The 16,616-nt window shown below is 37.6% G+C and carries 14 protein-coding genes; 12 read left to right on the top strand and 2 right to left on the bottom strand.

All coding sequences use genetic code 11. The features are described 5' to 3' along the window. Positions 1–62 precede the first annotated feature (62 nt). Together KRODI_RS12335 and KRODI_RS12330 are read left to right on the top strand one after the other, a co-directional pair. Complete coding sequence (locus KRODI_RS12335; protein WP_013751942.1) at positions 63–911, top strand: universal stress protein; 849 nt, start codon at positions 63–65, stop codon at positions 909–911. Next, complete coding sequence (locus KRODI_RS12330; protein ID WP_013751941.1) at positions 908–3,139, top strand: SulP family inorganic anion transporter; 2,232 nt, start codon at positions 908–910, stop codon at positions 3,137–3,139. Before KRODI_RS12335 ends, KRODI_RS12330 begins: the two co-directional genes overlap by 4 nt. Positions 3,140–3,192: 53 nt before the next feature. On the opposite strand, the gene KRODI_RS12325 is transcribed toward KRODI_RS12330, so the two are convergent. Continuing rightward, positions 3,193–3,546: a 4Fe-4S dicluster domain-containing protein gene (locus KRODI_RS12325; protein WP_013751940.1), complete on the bottom strand. Its 354-nt coding sequence runs from the start codon at positions 3,544–3,546 to the stop codon at positions 3,193–3,195. Between the two features lie 61 nt (positions 3,547–3,607). Between KRODI_RS12325 and KRODI_RS12320 the strand changes: the two genes are divergently transcribed. The 9 genes from KRODI_RS12320 to KRODI_RS12280 all read left to right on the top strand — a co-directional run bounded on the left by KRODI_RS12320 (position 3,608) and on the right by KRODI_RS12280 (position 12,168). Beyond that, the gene (locus KRODI_RS12320) at positions 3,608–4,687 is read left to right on the top strand and encodes an acyl-CoA reductase (protein WP_013751939.1); all 1,080 of its coding nucleotides are present in this window, start codon (positions 3,608–3,610) and stop codon (positions 4,685–4,687) included. An 83-nt stretch (positions 4,688–4,770) separates the two neighbouring features. Continuing rightward, on the top strand, positions 4,771–5,835 hold the full coding sequence (serC, locus tag KRODI_RS12315; protein WP_013751938.1) for a 3-phosphoserine/phosphohydroxythreonine transaminase: 1,065 nt from the start codon (positions 4,771–4,773) through the stop codon (positions 5,833–5,835). 50 nt (positions 5,836–5,885) lie between these two features. Next, on the top strand, positions 5,886–6,836 hold the full coding sequence (locus KRODI_RS12310) for a D-2-hydroxyacid dehydrogenase (protein WP_013751937.1): 951 nt from the start codon (positions 5,886–5,888) through the stop codon (positions 6,834–6,836). Between the two features lie 188 nt (positions 6,837–7,024). Then, positions 7,025–7,660 carry a DUF937 domain-containing protein gene (locus KRODI_RS12305; protein WP_013751936.1) on the top strand — a complete coding sequence of 212 codons (636 nt, stop codon included), beginning with the start codon at positions 7,025–7,027 and terminating at the stop codon, positions 7,658–7,660. 203 nt (positions 7,661–7,863) lie between these two features. Next, the gene (locus tag KRODI_RS12300) at positions 7,864–8,271 is read left to right on the top strand and encodes a DUF6146 family protein (RefSeq protein ID WP_013751935.1); all 408 of its coding nucleotides are present in this window, start codon (positions 7,864–7,866) and stop codon (positions 8,269–8,271) included. 18 nt (positions 8,272–8,289) lie between these two features. After that, on the top strand, positions 8,290–8,805 hold the full coding sequence (locus KRODI_RS12295) for a DUF6787 family protein (protein ID WP_013751934.1): 516 nt from the start codon (positions 8,290–8,292) through the stop codon (positions 8,803–8,805). Next, positions 8,802–9,131, top strand: coding sequence for a hypothetical protein (locus KRODI_RS12290; RefSeq protein WP_013751933.1), 330 nt, complete (start codon positions 8,802–8,804; stop codon positions 9,129–9,131). Before KRODI_RS12295 ends, KRODI_RS12290 begins: the two co-directional genes overlap by 4 nt. A 39-nt stretch (positions 9,132–9,170) precedes the next feature. Then, the gene (locus tag KRODI_RS12285) at positions 9,171–11,567 is read left to right on the top strand and encodes a TonB-dependent receptor (RefSeq protein ID WP_013751932.1); all 2,397 of its coding nucleotides are present in this window, start codon (positions 9,171–9,173) and stop codon (positions 11,565–11,567) included. A 37-nt stretch (positions 11,568–11,604) separates the two neighbouring features. Further along, positions 11,605–12,168 carry a hypothetical protein gene (locus KRODI_RS12280; RefSeq protein ID WP_013751931.1) on the top strand — a complete coding sequence of 188 codons (564 nt, stop codon included), beginning with the start codon at positions 11,605–11,607 and terminating at the stop codon, positions 12,166–12,168. A 71-nt stretch (positions 12,169–12,239) separates the two neighbouring features. Here KRODI_RS12280 and KRODI_RS12275 read toward each other — a convergent pair whose 3' ends face one another. Continuing rightward, positions 12,240–13,787, bottom strand: coding sequence for a bifunctional ADP-dependent NAD(P)H-hydrate dehydratase/NAD(P)H-hydrate epimerase (locus KRODI_RS12275; RefSeq protein WP_013751930.1), 1,548 nt, complete (start codon positions 13,785–13,787; stop codon positions 12,240–12,242). A 392-nt stretch (positions 13,788–14,179) separates the two neighbouring features. On the opposite strand from KRODI_RS12275, the gene thrA reads away from it, so the two are divergent. Continuing rightward, complete coding sequence (thrA, locus tag KRODI_RS12270; RefSeq protein WP_013751929.1) at positions 14,180–16,615, top strand: bifunctional aspartate kinase/homoserine dehydrogenase I; 2,436 nt, start codon at positions 14,180–14,182, stop codon at positions 16,613–16,615. The last annotated feature ends 1 nt before the right edge of the window (position 16,616 follow it).

Here is a 16,616-nt window from a genome sequence, read left to right as displayed (position 1 = left end):
ATATACATCATTGTTATGTATAATTATGTTACCTTGACTCACTCATAAAACTAAACGACTCTGTGAGTCCCAATCCCTTTAAAATTATAGGCGTAGGCGCCACCTTCTCTCCTAACCTCAAAGCAAACTTGTACGAGGCTGCTAGACTATGTATTCATTTTAATGCAACGTTAGTAGTGATTCACGTAGGTGATCATACAGATGTGAAACATCAATCTTTTGAGAAGTTACTCACTAGTTTTCATCAAGAAGGTCTTAAATCTGAAATAGTATTTAAGCCTGGAGACCCTGTTAAAGTGATGATAGAAGCTGCCAGTACTTTAAAGATTGATTTACTCATTGTTGGTGCCCTTCAAAGAGAAAATTTTGTCAATTACTACTTAGGGTCTATTGCCAGAAAAATAACGCGAGGTGCCTCTTGCTCTGTGCTCTTACTTATCAATCCCTCTGTTACACGTATTCCGTGTAAACATGTAGTTGTAAATGGGCTTGAAGATCCAAAAACAGAACAAACCATTACCACTGCCTTTTACGTTGCTCACGGTCTGAGTGCAGATAAAATGACCATCGTAGAAGAAATTACTGAGAACGAAATTCACGTAAATGTAGATGATGATACCTCACTACGCCGAGCAAATATTGCTAAAGAAAAACTGCGTAGACGAGAGGAAAGCAGAGTACAGCAAATTATAAATAAAGTGCCTAAAGAAATACAGCAACGTGTAGATGCAAGGTCTCAAGCCATTTTTGGAAAACGAGGATACTCCATCGGTCACTATGCAGAGGTCGTAAGAGCAGATTTATTAATCATGAACGCCCCATCAAAAACATCATTTTTGGATCGTTTATTTCCACATGATATTGAGCATATTCTCACAGAACTCCCTACAGATGTTTTAATTGTACGATGAGTCCAAAAGAGAATTCCATAAATAATTTTTTTAAAACGCTTCCGCGAAATATTTTTTCAGGATTCGTGGTAAGTCTTATTGCACTACCATTAGGTCTAGGACTTGCAATGGCTAGTGAGGCTCCGCCTATCTCAGGAATTATTACTGCTGTTGTAGGAGGAATACTAGTCTCCATACTTGGTGGTAGTAATGTGACCATTACAGGACCCGGAAATGGTCTTGTGGGAGTAGTACTCATAGCAATTACAGCTTTAGGCTTAGAAAGCACCTATGCTGCTATTATTTGTTCTGGCGGACTACTTATGTTGTTAGGTTTTCTGCGTATGGGAAAACTAGCAGATTTCTTTCCCTCTTCTGCCATACAAGGGATGTTAGCCGCCATCGGTCTTATTATCCTAGGAAAGCAGTTCCACATCATGCTCGGGAATAAAATTACACGCGACGGGAGCATTGACTATCTACTTGAAATCCCAAATTCAATTATTGGCGTTTTCAGTTATACAGATACAGGACTCATCTTTGCCGCTATTTTTGGCGTAGGCAGTCTTGCAATCATGATTTTTTATGGAAAAATCAGAAACAAATATTTACAACTCGTCCCTGCACCTATGTGGATCGTGTTACTCTCTATAGGTTTTAGTTATTATTATGAGCTTGTACTTGGTTTACCTAATCCTATTGCTCAAGAATATATGATAAGTGGTATCCCAGCACTAGGAGATATCGTAGAGGATTTACCTATACCTAATTTTGGGTCTGTTGGGACATTTACCTTCTGGACAAGTGTCTTGTCACTTACCCTCATCGCAAGTATAGAATCGTTGCTTAGTATAAAAGCAGTAGACAAGCTAGATCCCCTCAAACGTAGATCAAATATTAATCGTGACCTCAAGGCCTTAGGTCTTGCGACTGTAGGCTCTGGGTTTCTAGGTGGACTTAATGTGGTTACTGTAATTGCTAGAAGTTCTGTAAATGTAAATAATGGAGGTACTAATAGAAGTGCCAACTTTAGCCACGCTACATTCTTAGTTATTTTTATTGCATTATTTAGCACACAACTTACACGTATTCCATTGCCGGCTTTAATGGCTATTCTTGTATATACAGGATATAAGCTTGCTTCACCTGTAGTTGTGAGAAAGATGTTTACCATAGGAAAAGAACAAGTACTTATTTTCTTTGTTACATTACTAACTACCTTGTTTGTAGATCTTATATCTGGTATTCTAGCAGGTATTGTCATCACATTTATCATTCATATTCTTTTAAATAAAAGCACAGGGCTATTTCTTAGAAACATGTTTAAGCCTAACGTGTTGATGTTCCAAGAAACTGGAGACAAAGGAGGAAGTAACTATTATGTGAGTGTAAAACACTTTTGTACTTTTTTAAACTTTTACAAACTCAAACAAAAGCTCGAAGCTATTCCTGAGAGCCAGGATGTGGTAGTAGATTTTTCAAAATGTAGCTTTGTAGATCACACAGTCATGGAGAATCTTCACGACTTTCAAGAAGTATTCAGTAAAAAAGGTGGGCACTTTGAGGTTGTAGGTTTAGACATGCATGATACAGACTCTGCTCATCCTTTTGCACTTCGCAAGATGATAACAGTGCCTAAGATGTTTACAAAGAGTAAAACCAAACGCCAAGTATCACTTGAAGAACTTGCTCAAAGCTATAATCTAGAATATCATCCAGAAAAAAATGAAGATGTTCATGAGCTTACAGATTTCCTTTATTTCCAGACAAAACATATAAATCACTCATATAACGAGTTTAAGGATGATGATAATGTGCTGCATCTTTTTGATATTATCTATTCCGAAGGAGAATTTATAGCACAGGGAACCGTACGCTCAACTATGATCACCATAGACTTGCCTACTCCTATTCCATCGTTTACAATAGATAAAGAAGGATTTTTAGAAAAGTTTTATGCAATAACTGGGTGGAATGACATCAACATTGATGGCCATACAGATTTTTCTAATCGATTCTTTTTATTAGGAGAAAACGAGTATGCCATTAAGAGTTTCTTTTCTAATGAGCTTATTCATTTCTTAGAGAGCAATCCTTATTACCACATAGAATCAAAAGGAGATCAGCTACTTATTTTTAACAAAGAGCGACCTGCCACGATTAAAGAAATTAAAGCGTTGCTGGACTATGCTAGAAGATTACAGCAAGTTATCCATAATATTACTGGAGAACTTCTAGCGGTTATTTAAAACAACAAAGCCATCCTTACGGGATGGCTTTGTTGTTTTATAGAGCATGATACTTATGCATCTTTATGCATAAATGATTGTTTTGCTAGCAATACCTCCTCTGTTTCTACATGCTCATCATCCGGTACACAGCAATCTACTGGACATACTGCAGCACATTGTGGCTCGTCATGAAAACCTTTACATTCGGTACACTTATCTGGAATGATATAGTAAATCTCATCACTCACAGGTTGTTGTGCTTCATTTGCATCTACTTCTTTTCCGTTAGGTAAGACAACATTTCCTTCTAGGTCTGTTCCATCTGCATAGCGCCAGTCATCTGCGCCTTCGTAAATGGCAGTGTTAGGACACTCAGGCTCGCAAGCTCCACAGTTTATACATTCGTCTGTTATGATAATTGCCATAGTTTTCTTTTTGGGTAACTTTGCACAAAAATAACGCCTAGACACCGATTTGCCAAAACCTATGACACTTCAACTACGAATTAACGCTTTTATTGAGCTAGGAAAATTTTTAAGTCAGTTTACACGTGACTCAATTGCCCAAAAAGAAGGAGTATTACACAATGATCTCTTCTTTGACGGAATGCAGCATCAGTTTAAACTAGCTAGTGAAAACAACGGCTGGTTCACTAAAGAAAATATACTCTTCGCTTTAGAAGGCTGGGCACAGTCACTTACTCAAGAAAAACTTACTGAGTGGCTTGATGGGTATGATACCGCTTTCGCGAAAGCGCAATCACAACAAACCGTTGCCGTAATCATGGCAGGTAATATTCCATTAGTAGGCTTTCATGACTTTATGTGCGTATTAATTGCTGGGCATAAATTTGTAGGAAAACAATCGTCTAATGATAAGCACCTCCTACCCTTTCTTGCAAAATATCTAGAATATGCAGAACCTGCTTTTAAGGAAACCATAAGCTTCACTGAAGATAAATTACCAGCTTACGATGCAGTGATTGCAACGGGAAGCGATAACACGGCTAGGTATTTTGAATATTACTTTGGTAAAAAGCCTAACATTATCCGTAAAAACAGAAATTCTGTTGCCGTACTTACTGGTAATGAAACAGAAGATGAGCTTGTTGCACTAGGTGAAGATATATTTAGGTATTACGGTTTAGGATGCCGTAATGTATCAAAATTATATGTACCACAAGATTACAATTTTAATGCCTTTTTTAAAGCTATTTATCACTGGAGCGATATTATGAATGGTGCAAAATATGCCAATAATTATGATTACAACAAGGCGGTATATCTAATGAGCCTTTTTGAGCTCTTAGAGAATGGTTTCTTAATGCTTAAGGAAGATGGAAGCTACGGCTCACCTATTGCGACTCTATTTTATGAGAAATATGAGTCTCTAGAAAGCCTAGTTGAAAAGCTTGAAATAGATAAAGATCGTATTCAATGCATCGTTGGTAATACTACACTAGAGGATAAAGTTAAAGAACTCACTCCTATTGGAAAAACTCAGAAACCTGAGCTTTATGATTATGCAGATGGGGTTGATACTATTACATTTTTGACAACATTATAGCCAATATTTTATCAATTTATCTGTGGGTTTTTCTAACGATTTGGGCATCTTTGTAAAGCACAAAACGCATAAAAACGCACACCATGAAGAAGCACAACTTTAGCGCAGGACCTTGTATTTTACCTCAGGATGTTTTTAAAGAAGCATCACAGGCTATATTAGACTTTAATGATTCTGGACTTTCTATTCTAGAGATTTCCCATAGAAGTAAAGACTTTGTAGATGTAATGGACGAGGCTAGAAATCTAGCGTTAGAATTACTAGGCTTAGAAGGTAAAGGCTATAAAGCACTTTTTTTACAAGGTGGAGCGAGTATGCAATTTTTAATGGTCGCTTATAATCTACTAGAAACTAAGGCTGGTTATATAAATACTGGAACTTGGAGTGATAAGGCTATCAAAGAGGCAAAACTTTTTGGAGAAGTTGCTGAGGTTGCATCTAGTAAAGAGGCAAATTTCAATTACATCCCTAAAGGATTTATACTTCCAGAAAACTTAGACTATCTACACCTCACAAGTAACAACACTATTTTTGGGACACAAATTAAGCACTTCCCAGAGGTAGATTGTCCTCTTATATGTGATATGAGTAGTGATATCTTTTCTAGAGAGATTGATTTTAATCAATTTGACCTAATCTATGCAGGTGCTCAGAAAAATATGGGACCAGCAGGAACTACACTTATTGTAGTAAGAGAAGATATTCTTGGTAAAGTGACTCGTAAGATTCCATCTATGCTGGATTATCAAACGCACATAAGTAAAGGAAGTATGTTTAATACGCCTCCTGTATATGCAGTATATATCTCAATGCTTACTATGCGCTGGTTAAAAGAACAAGGTGGCGTAAAAGCGATTGAAGAAATCAATAATAAAAAAGCGACATTACTTTATAGTGAGATAGAACTTAATCCACTATTTAAAGGATTTGCTGCCAAAGAAGATCGTTCTACCATGAACGCTACATTCTCACTTACAGATGGTGATCTTAAAGATGCCTTCGATGCCATGTGGAAAGAAGCAGGCATTAATGGTTTAAATGGTCACAGAAGTGTAGGCGGCTACAGAGCTTCTATGTATAATGCTTTATCTATGGATAGTGTAGGTGTACTAGTAGACGTAATGAGCGAACTAGAAAGAAAAGCTTAGATCCACAAGGACAAAACAACAATATTAAACCGCATATAATAGCATTTACGATGAAAGTATTAGCAAACGACGGAATATCACAAACGGGAGTAGACGCTCTTACAGCTGGAGGATTTGAAGTAATTACTACAAATGTTGCTCAGGACCAACTGGAAAACTACATTAATGAAAAACAGATTGATGTCATTTTAGTAAGAAGTGCTACCACAGTACGTAAGGAACTTATTGACGCTTGTCCATCCATAAAAATCATAGGACGTGGTGGCGTAGGAATGGATAATATTGATGTGCAATATGCCAGAGATAAGGGACTCCATGTAATTAATACACCTGCAGCATCGTCTGCATCTGTGGCAGAGCTCGTATTTGCTCACTTGTTTAACGGAGTTCGTTTCTTATTTGATTCTAACCGTAATATGCCACTTGAAGGTGACACAAAATTTAAAGGATTAAAGAAAGCTTACGCGAAAGGAACCGAGCTACGTGGTAAAACACTAGGTGTAATTGGTTTTGGGCGTATAGGTCAAGAAACTGCAAAAATTGCTTTGGGAGTTGGAATGAAAGTTATCTTTCATGATCCGTTTACAGAAAAAGCGACAGTTACTGTTCCTTTTTTTGACGGACAGTCAGTAGCGTTTGATCTTACTTCTGTATCAAAAGAGGAAGTTTTAAAATCTGCAGATTTTATAACACTTCATGTTCCTGCACAAAAAGACTATGTAATAGGTAAAGCAGAGTTTGATCTTATGAAAGATGGCGCTGCACTTGTAAATGCTGCAAGAGGTGGGGTTATAGATGAAGTAGCACTTGTAGCTGCTTTAGATAGCAACAAACTTTCATTTGCAGGTTTAGATGTTTTTGAAAACGAACCTACTCCAGCGGTACAAGTGCTTATGAATCCTAAAGTAAGTTTATCTCCACACATTGGAGCAGCAACTGGTGGAGCACAAGATCGTATAGGTACAGAGCTAGCAGAGCAAATCATCGAAATCCTTAAGTAACAGCACCTTTTTTAAATGCAGTAAGCACCAACATTTAATTTAAAATTTACTGTTTATCGACTTAAAACTGTCTATAATCGACAAGATTCTAAAAATACCATCCGTAAGGGTGGTTTTTTTATATGTGTAATTTTAGGACTTATAATATTTTGTACCTTGAATCTTGTAAACATTAAAAAATAACAACGATGGCAGGATTATTAGATTTATTAAATAGTGATATAGGAAAATCTCTTATTAGCGGAGCAAGTGCAAAGTCAGGACAATCTGAAGGTGCAACTGCACAGGTTTTAAGCATGGCACTTCCAGTACTTATGGGAGCTATGAAGAAAAACGTACAGACACCAGAAGGAGCAGCTGGTTTAATGGGCGCTTTATCAGGAAAACACAGTGGTGGTATTTTAGACCAACTTGGAGACCTTATGGGTAACGGAGGACCTAGTGATGACGTAGTAAATGATGGTGCTGGAATTTTAGGACACCTTTTAGGAAACAAACAACCTGCTGTTGAAAATGCATTGAGTAGCAAGTCTGGTGTAGATGCCGGGTCTGTAGCTCAAATATTAAAAGTTGCTGCGCCTATACTTATGGGAGTATTGGGAAAGCAAACTAAAGAAAATAACGTAAGTGATGGTACTGGTATGAGTGCACTACTAGGCAGCATGCTAGGTGGTCAACCTCAAGAAAACCAAAGCTTAATCACTACCCTACTAGATGCAGATGGAGATGGAAGCATCTTAGATGACGTAGCAGGAATGGTACTAGGAAGCAATAAAAAACAAGGTGGTATAGGAGGCCTTCTAGGAGGACTTTTTGGAAAATAATCCATTAAACATTTATTCATATATAAAGAGTGCCTTTTCAGGCACTCTTTTTTTGTTCCCTCATTGAGAGGTCTCCTTTACTCATTATAGCTTTAAATAAAGGTTACTGCTTAGTAAGTTTACACGGTATAACAATTAGTACTATCGTTAATACTACGATAAAACAAACCTGTATCACAGGTAAAATCTTTAACTTTAAGATTATGAAAAAGATAATTTACTTAGCAATTCTTACCGCAACCATAATAGGTTGCGCAACTACAAGTGGTACAAAAGATATAGGCAATACTGCAGATAATACATCAGACACAGTACGCATTGCAAATGACAGCCTAGAATATGAAATTATTATTATAGAACCAGGGTTTAATACATGGCTAGTTACACAAAGACCTAGAGGGTTTTATGGGCAGTTTTTCTTAGAAAATAAAAATAGGTTTTATGTCACTGAATATAACAACAGAGTAAATAACATATCACAATACGACCCTAATCTATACATCCAGCGCATAGATTACAATTCTAATACCGATTATGGGTATGAAGTTAATTACCTATTATATAATTGGTTTGAATTTTTCCAAGAACGCAACAATCAGAAACTACGATAATCGTATTTTTGCAGCGTTATGAAAGACTTTAAAAAACGCTGGGAAATCACTCAAAATTGGCAGTTTATTCATGTGGTACTTGGATTAATTGCCGCTCTTTTCTCAGGATACTTAATAGCAAGAGCTATTTATATTCCTGCCTATGAAACATCAGTTCCCATAGCCACTATATTACTTAGCTTGCCTATTACATTCTTAATTATATGGATAACGCTTTGGCTATTTAAAAAACTATATTCACGATGGGGAGTGACGTATCGCTGGGAACTTATCGCTATATTTTTAGCATTTGCGGTTACTGGATCTACTGCTGGACGTATTTCAAACCCCTTAATGGAACTTATAGGTTTAGGAAAAGACGCTACAAATGGATGGATTTATTGGCCTGTTAGAATCTTGTTAATTTTTCCCATTTATCAAGTTCTTTTGGTGATATTTGGATGGATATTTGGTCAGTATGCGTTCTTCAAAGCGTTCGCTACTAAAATGGTCTCAAGAATGGGACTAGGATTTTTATTTTCAAAGAAAGCTTGAAAAAAGACAACTCTATTATTATAAGACTTATAGCATTACTTACAATGCTTGTTCTCTTGTTGCCTGCTGTAGTTTCTTTTTCTCACAGCACAGCAAACCATGAACATTATGATACCTGTAAATTCACAGGAGATGTGCATGTTCACGAATCAAAACTAGATTGTGATCTTGGTGATTTGCATATTGTAAAGGCTGGAGTTTACGCTTTCGCGAAAGCGTACCCATCACCCACCATACACATCTCAAAAGAAGTAGATGTTTTATTACAGACATCATACACAACCACCATCTTAAGTTCCTCAGATCGTGGTCCCCCGTTTTGTTAAGCATTGAATTACATTCAATAATTAGCAAAACAATTTTATATGAAATTTTATTTATGGCTTAGCATTGCCTTGCTGAGTATTACGAGTACAGCACAAGAGTGTACCTATACCCTATCTGGTTATATTATAGACCTGCATGATAATGAAGTATTATCTGGTGCAACTATTATAGTTGCCGGGTCTGAAGATGCTGTGATGACTGATAGCCTAGGCAAATATGTTATTACAGGACTTTGTACAAACAATTACACGCTACAAGTGTCGCATCCTGCATGTAAAACTCAAATAGTAAAAGTAGATGTAAACAGCAATACTACTCGTAATATCAACATGGAACATCACCTAGAGTCACTAGGCGATGTCGAAGTTGTAGCACATGCTCATAAAAGTAAAAGTCGCACAGCGACAGAAGCTATTGTAAACCATGATTTTCTAGAAAGTAACAGTGCAGCCTCACTAGGTGATGCGCTTAAAAGTCTAAGCGGTGTCACTTCATTAAACACAGGTAACTCTGTAGTAAAACCAGTAATACAAGGACTACACTCTAGTAGGGTTGTTCTCATTACAGAAGGTACGCGTTTACAAGATCAAGAATGGGGTGTAGAACATGCGCCAAATATTGATGTGAATGCAGCTGGTGAAGTCACTGTTATTAAAGGAGCTGCCGGTTTACAATATGGCGGTGATGCTATAGGTGGTACTATAATTATAGAACCTGAGCAAGTACCTGTTAAAGACACAATTTTTGGGAGAACTATTATTACCGGCGCGACCAATGGTCGTGGAGGTTCTATTACAACTTCATTGATAAAGTCTTATAACAATGGCTGGTACGGAGGCATAAACGGGACTTTAAAACGTTTTGGAGATGCAGAAGCACCAGATTATGTATTGAGTAATACAGCACTTTCAGAGAAAGATATATCTGTACGTTTAGGAGTTAATAAATACCGTTACGGTGTGGAGGGTAGTTACTCGATTTTTGACAAAGAGTCTGGTATTTTACGCTCATCACACGTAGGTAATGCTTCAGATCTCTCGGTTGCAATAAATAGCCAAGAGCCATTTGTGGTAGAGCCATTTACATACGATATTGAGGCCCCTAGACAAGAAGTAACACACCAGATAGCAAAACTTAAATCATTCTATCGCTTTGATAACTTTGGAAAATTGAGCGCTCAAGTAGATTACCAGCGCAACAACAGACTAGAGTTTGATATACGTCGCGATAGTGATGACTTAAGACCTTCTATTGATTTACAACTAGAAACTTTTGGAGGGAAAATAGACTTTGATTATACGGCAGATAATTCCATCAATGCAAAAGTGGGAGTATCTGGTAATTATCAAGATCATTTTCCTGATCCGTCTACCGGAGTGAGAAGACTTATCCCAGATTACCAAGCTTTTGATTTTGGTGTATATGCGTTAGGTTCTAAAAACTTTGGTAAATGGACTTTAGAAGCTGGTGCTAGATTTGATTATAACCGCATCAATGCAGAAAAGTTTTATGCAACAAGCTTATGGGAAGACCGAGGTTATGATGTTCAATTCCCTCAGTTTGAGCGCGAAGAATTTCAGAATCAAATTTTTGTCAAACCTGAGTTTGAGTATCACAACTTTTCGGCAACTGCTGGAGCCTCTTATGAGGTAAATGATGCGACTACAGTTTCCTTAAACTATGCGCTGGCTTCACGGTCGCCTAATGTATCAGAATTATTTTCTGATGGATTACACCAGAGTGCTGCCCGTATAGAACTAGGTGATCTAAGTTTTAATCAAGAAGTCGCAAATAAAATTTCATTGAATTTTACAAGATCTACAGATACTTGGAGTTTTACTATTGCCCCGTTTGCAAACTTTATTGAGGATTTTATCCTTATAGAGCCTACAGGCGTACAGCAAACTATAAGAGGTAGTTTTCCTGTATGGGAGTATAGACAGACACAAGCAAGACTGTTAGGTTTTGACATAGATAACAACGTTCAGGTAACAGATCGTTTTGAATTTTCTAACCAGTTTTCACTGGTAAAAGGGAAGGATAAAACTTTAGACCGTGCTTTAATTAATATGCCTTCGGCAAGTACTCGTAATACGATTACATACCGTATTCCAGAGGTAAATAACTTAAAGCTGTCACTTGAAAGTAACTATGTATTTCGTCAAAATGAATTTCCAGATACAAATTTTGACGTTTTTATACCAGAAACAAACACTACAGAGTTAGTAGATATAAGTACACCTCCCGATGCTTATCATCTACTCAACTTTAGAAGCTCCATTGATTTTGCAATCAGTAATAAGAGTAAACTAAATGTAGGGTTAATGGTAAATAATCTATTTGACACCTCTTATAGAGAGTACTTAAATCGCCAGCGCTACTTTGCAGATGATCTAGGTAGAAATGTATTATTACAACTTAAAATTAATTATTAATATCACGCTTTCGCGAAAGCGTAACAACACACAAACAATGAAAAACTTTAGAAATTACACACTTATCGCCCTTACTGCTATTAGCCTTGCAGCTTGTTCTAGTGATGATGATGGAACAATACCAGAAATTATAAATGAAGAAGAAATTATAACAACAGTTTCTCTTACCTTAACTTCAGGTACTGACACTATCGTTCTTACATCACAAGATCTTGATGGAGATGGACCTAATGCACCTATAGTAACAGTATCTGGTGACTTAGATGTAAGTACTGTCTACAATGGCAGTATTGAGTTTCTGAATGAAACAGAAAGCCCAGCCGAGGATATCACCGAAGAAGTAGTAGAAGAATCTGACGAGCACCAAGTGTTTTATACTCCTAGTACAGGCCTTGACGCTGCTGTGACTTATGAGGATTTTGATGGTAACGGTAATCCACTAGGAACTCAAGTTACACTTACAACTGGCGCTACTGCAGGTTCTGGTACACTTACTATCACACTACGTCATGAGCCTACAAAGCCTAACGATGGAACTTTAGGTAATGCTGGAGGAGAGACAGATGTGCAAGTTTCTTTTCCTGTAGCGATTACAGAATAAGACAACTTTCATGTATAAAAAAATGGATAGCGTTTACACGCTATCCATTTTTTTTTTGATATATCTATAAATTATTGCTGTGGTGCTGCCCCACCTTCTTGCTCTGGTTTTTCAAAGAGACTCATTACTGCTCTTCCTAAAAACTCTGTCACATCACCTGCTATGAGTCCTTCTATTCCATATTGATTTACGGCAACATCTGCTGCAAGTCCGTGAAAATAAACTCCCATCATAGCGGCTTCCATAGGGTGGTAACCTTGAGCTATATGTCCAGTGATAACTCCTGTAAGCACATCTCCAGTACCAGCAGTAGATAATCCAGGATTACCAGTAGTATTTATATAAAGTCTCATATCATAAACAGTAATGGTATGAGCACCTTTAATTACGATAATGACATTATGATTTTTGGCAAATTTTGCTGTTTTCTCTAGCTTATCAAAGTCGTCATCCCACTTCCCTATCAAACGCTCAAGCTCACCTGGATGTGGCGTAAAAATAGATAATGGAGGTACTTGCTCCATAAGTGATGGTCGTTTTGAGATGATATTAATCGCATCTGCATCTATCACTAATGGTTGTTTTTGCTTCTTTAAAAAAGACTCCATTGCTCTTACCGTTTTCTCATCGGTTCCCATTCCTGGGCCTATTGCAATCGCATTTGCTTCGGTTTGAAAATCTATTTCTTCAAACACTTTTCCATTATAATTATCGGTCTCCACCATTACTTCTGGAAGTGCCGTTTGTAATATAGGAACGCCTATTTGCGGTACATAAGCAGTTACCAGACCGCTACCCGCTCTTAAAGCAGCTTTACTAGCAAGTTGCACAGCACCCATTTTTCCAAAACTACCACCTATAATTAAGCTATGACCGTACATTCCCTTATGTGAATATTGTGATCTTCCCTTATACATCTGCTGGAGTTCAGGTTTTGAAATTAGCGTAACGTCGGTAGGAGTTTTTGCAAGAAATTCTGGATCTAGTCCTATATCAATGGTATCCCACATATTGATATATTTACCCGTTTCTGGTAAGAAAAAGGCAAGTTTTGGAGACATAAAACTAAGTACAAAAGTAGCATGTACAATTACGTCTTCTTTTGCTGGTCCTCTATCTGAGTACATTCCAGATGGAATATCAATAGAAAGTGTGTAAGCCTTAGACTCGTTGATTTTTACAAAAAGTGCTTTTACCCAATCATCTGGACATCTATTTAAGCCTATCCCAAAGATTCCATCTACCACAATATCTTGTGGAGTGATTACTGGGAAGTCTTCGGCACTTTTAATGATTTCTGGCCATTTTTTTACTTCGCTCTTGAGGGCATCATACGCTTTTAAAAAATCTGGAGATCGCTTATCATTACAGTGTACTATATAAGTATCTACATTATAGCCATTCTTAAGGAGTAAACGCGCTATTACAAGTGCATCACCACCATTATTACCTATACCACAAAATACTTTTATAGGCACCGGCTGCCCTTGTAAACGCTGGTTCATCCACTCATAAACGTACCCACCGGCACGTTCCATGAGATTATAAGATGGAATCCCTTCTTTTTCAATGGTTGCTTTATCTGCTTCGTAAATTTGTTTGGCGCTGTATATTTTCATTTAGCTATAATTAGGTAGTTTCTTCATCTTCATGAAGAAAAATGTTCTTTAATTCATTAAATATTCACGAAAGTAAACGTCAAATTATCACATTATCAGTATCGTGCTAGATGTAAGACTAGAATTGTCATATCCTCAAAACTCAGAACTACATCTTGCCTCCTTAGGTAAATGTACTACATTTAACATATCATAAACAAGATGAGAACAACACAATACACTTCGATTTTCTTGACTACCACTATTACTATTGGTACAATTACCCCGTTGGGGTTATAGTCGTACATATCATCTATCTATTACTTGCGCGAGCAAGGATCTCTTCCACACACAAAAATTAATTAGTTTATTCATACCATTTTCGCTTTCGCGAAAATGTAAAATTGCATACTATGCGCGTATTAAAATTTGGAGGCACTTCTGTGGGGAGTGTTAAAAACATAGAAAAAGTAATTGCCATTGTAAATAACCAAGCTGCTTCACATCCAGTAGCTGTGGTTGTTTCGGCAGTGGGTGGAATTACAGATTTATTGCTAAAAGCCGGAACGCTTGCTGCTCAAAAAGATGAAACCTATAAAGATGTGTTTTTAGAAATACACCAAAAACACACAGCTTTTGCAAAAGCACTTACCGAAGGTGATGCCATAGTTATGGCTGATATAGGTGCGCTTATGTCGCACTTAGACGACTTACTTAAGGGTATTTTCTTAATCAACGAGCTTTCTCCTAAAACACTAGACAAGCTCGCTGCTTTTGGCGAACTTACAAGTAGTCGTATCATAACGGCAGCCTTCAACCATCAAGGGATTGAAGCTACATTAAAAGACAGTAGACAAGTTATCATTACCGATGGCACTCATACCAAAGCCAGTGTATTGTATGATCTCACTAATGAAAATATCAAGGAATTTTTCGCGAAAGCGTCACAAAACATCACCATCCTAGGAGGATTTATTGCAAGTACTGCTACGGGAGAAACAAGTACGCTAGGCCGCGGCGGCTCAGACTTTACTGCGGCTATAATTGCAGCTGCGCTAGAAGTTGACCAACTAGAAATATGGACAGATGTAAGTGGGATGTTCTCTGCAAATCCGAAGCTTGTAAAACAGGCAAAACCTATACGGGACATATCATATCACGAGGCGATGGAGTTATCGCATTTTGGAGCAAAGGTGCTCTACCCTCCTACTATTGTGCCTGCGCTTAGTAAAAACATCCCTATTTATATCAAAAATACAATGGCTCCAGAAGAAGCTGGAACTCGTATAGGAGAGCAAGAAGGAAGCAATGGAAACCCTATAAAGGGGATTTCTCATATAAGTGACGTTGCGCTACTCACGCTAGAAGGCGCGGGAATGGTGGGTATTTCTGGAATTTCAAAACGTCTTTTTGAAGTACTCTCTTTACAGCAGATTAATGTGATACTCATTACCCAAGCTTCGAGCGAACATAGCATTTGTATCGGTGTTATGGAAGCAGATGCCTTGCGTGCAAAAACAGCAATAGAAACAGAGTTTGCTTACGAGCTTTCGCTAAGAAAGATTGACCCGGTGATTGTTGAAACTTCGCTTGCAATTATTGCACTAGTTGGTGAATCTATGAAAAGTCATCAAGGCATTTCTGGTAAAATGTTTTCTACACTTGGCAAAAACAACGTAAACATACGCGCCATTGCACAAGGAGCGAGTGAGAAAAATATCTCTGCAGTAATTGCCGAGAAAGATGTAAAGAAAGCGCTTAACAGCCTGCACGAAGTCTTCTTTGAAGGAAACAGAAAGCAAATCAACCTTTTTATTACAGGTGTAGGAAATGTGGGAGCAAAACTTCTAGATCAAATTAACACTCAGAAAAAATATCTAAAAGACCACCTTAACCTTAACATAAGAGTGCTAGGACTTTCTAACAGTAGAATGATGCTCGTCTCAGAACGAGCTATCGATTTAAATAATTGGGAAGAAGCGCTGGCTCAAGGTGAAAAGGCAGATATTGTACGCTTTCGCGAAAAAGTAATTGCACTCAACCAGCGCAACTCAGTTTTTGTAGATATTACTGCAAACGAACCAGTAGCGATGGCATATGAGAAATACTTGAGAAATAGTATTGCCGTAGTTGCTTGTAATAAAATTGCCGCTGCTGGAAAACAAGAATACTATGCAAATCTCAAGCGATTGAGCAGAAAATATAATGCTCCCTTTAAGTTTGAAACCAACGTAGGCGCTGGTTTACCTATCATAGATACTTTACAAAACCTTATCGCGTCTGGTGATAGTATTACTAAAGTACAAGCAGTACTTTCTGGAAGTTTAAACTTTGTTTTTAATAACTTTAAAAGTGGTGATAGCTTTTATGATGTAGTTCAACAAGCCAAAGAAGAAGGCTACACAGAGCCAGATCCTCGTATTGATTTAAGTGGTGTAGATGTAGCTCGTAAAATCCTAATACTCGCAAGAGAAAGCGGACTTGAATTAGAGCTAGAAGATATTGTAAATACTCCATTTCTCACAGCAAACAACCTTGAAAGCACAGACGTTCCTCACTTTTTTGAAACACTTAAAGAAGACGCCGCACACTTTGAACAACTAGTTGCCGATGCTACAGCAGCTGGTAAACGCCTTAAATATGTAGCACAGTTAGATAGTGGCAAAGCAAGCGTAGGCTTACAATCTGTAGGTGCAGATAGTCCGTTTTACAACCTTGAAGGTTCTGATAATATTGTATTATTTTACACTGCACGCTACCCAGAGCAACCGCTCATAGTAAAAGGTGCAGGTGCAGGTGGTGACGTTACCGCCAGCGGACTTTTTAGCGATATCATAAGACTTAGATAAT

It is taken from the genome of Dokdonia sp. 4H-3-7-5 (genome assembly GCF_000212355.1).
In the GTDB taxonomy this organism is placed as follows: domain Bacteria; phylum Bacteroidota; class Bacteroidia; order Flavobacteriales; family Flavobacteriaceae; genus Dokdonia.
Note: the sequence above shows the minus strand (reverse complement) of the source record. Positions and strands in the feature narration are given on the sequence as shown.

Bases quoted from the DNA above. Each gene is read 5' to 3' on its own strand.
- KRODI_RS12295 (WP_013751934.1), top strand. From the start codon at position 8,290: ATGAAAGACTTTAAAAAACGCTGGGAAATCACTCAAAATTGGCAGTTT.
- KRODI_RS12330 (WP_013751941.1), top strand. From the start codon at position 908: ATGAGTCCAAAAGAGAATTCCATAAATAATTTTTTTAAAACGCTTCCG.
- KRODI_RS12300 (WP_013751935.1), top strand. From the start codon at position 7,864: ATGAAAAAGATAATTTACTTAGCAATTCTTACCGCAACCATAATAGGT.
- serC (WP_013751938.1), top strand. From the start codon at position 4,771: ATGAAGAAGCACAACTTTAGCGCAGGACCTTGTATTTTACCTCAGGAT.
- KRODI_RS12305 (WP_013751936.1), top strand. From the start codon at position 7,025: ATGGCAGGATTATTAGATTTATTAAATAGTGATATAGGAAAATCTCTT.
- KRODI_RS12325 (WP_013751940.1), bottom strand. From the start codon at position 3,546: ATGGCAATTATCATAACAGACGAATGTATAAACTGTGGAGCTTGCGAG.
- KRODI_RS12310 (WP_013751937.1), top strand. From the start codon at position 5,886: ATGAAAGTATTAGCAAACGACGGAATATCACAAACGGGAGTAGACGCT.
- thrA (WP_013751929.1), top strand. From the start codon at position 14,180: ATGCGCGTATTAAAATTTGGAGGCACTTCTGTGGGGAGTGTTAAAAAC.
- KRODI_RS12320 (WP_013751939.1), top strand. From the start codon at position 3,608: ATGACACTTCAACTACGAATTAACGCTTTTATTGAGCTAGGAAAATTT.
- KRODI_RS12275 (WP_013751930.1), bottom strand. From the start codon at position 13,787: ATGAAAATATACAGCGCCAAACAAATTTACGAAGCAGATAAAGCAACC.
- KRODI_RS12285 (WP_013751932.1), top strand. From the start codon at position 9,171: ATGAAATTTTATTTATGGCTTAGCATTGCCTTGCTGAGTATTACGAGT.
- KRODI_RS12280 (WP_013751931.1), top strand. From the start codon at position 11,605: ATGAAAAACTTTAGAAATTACACACTTATCGCCCTTACTGCTATTAGC.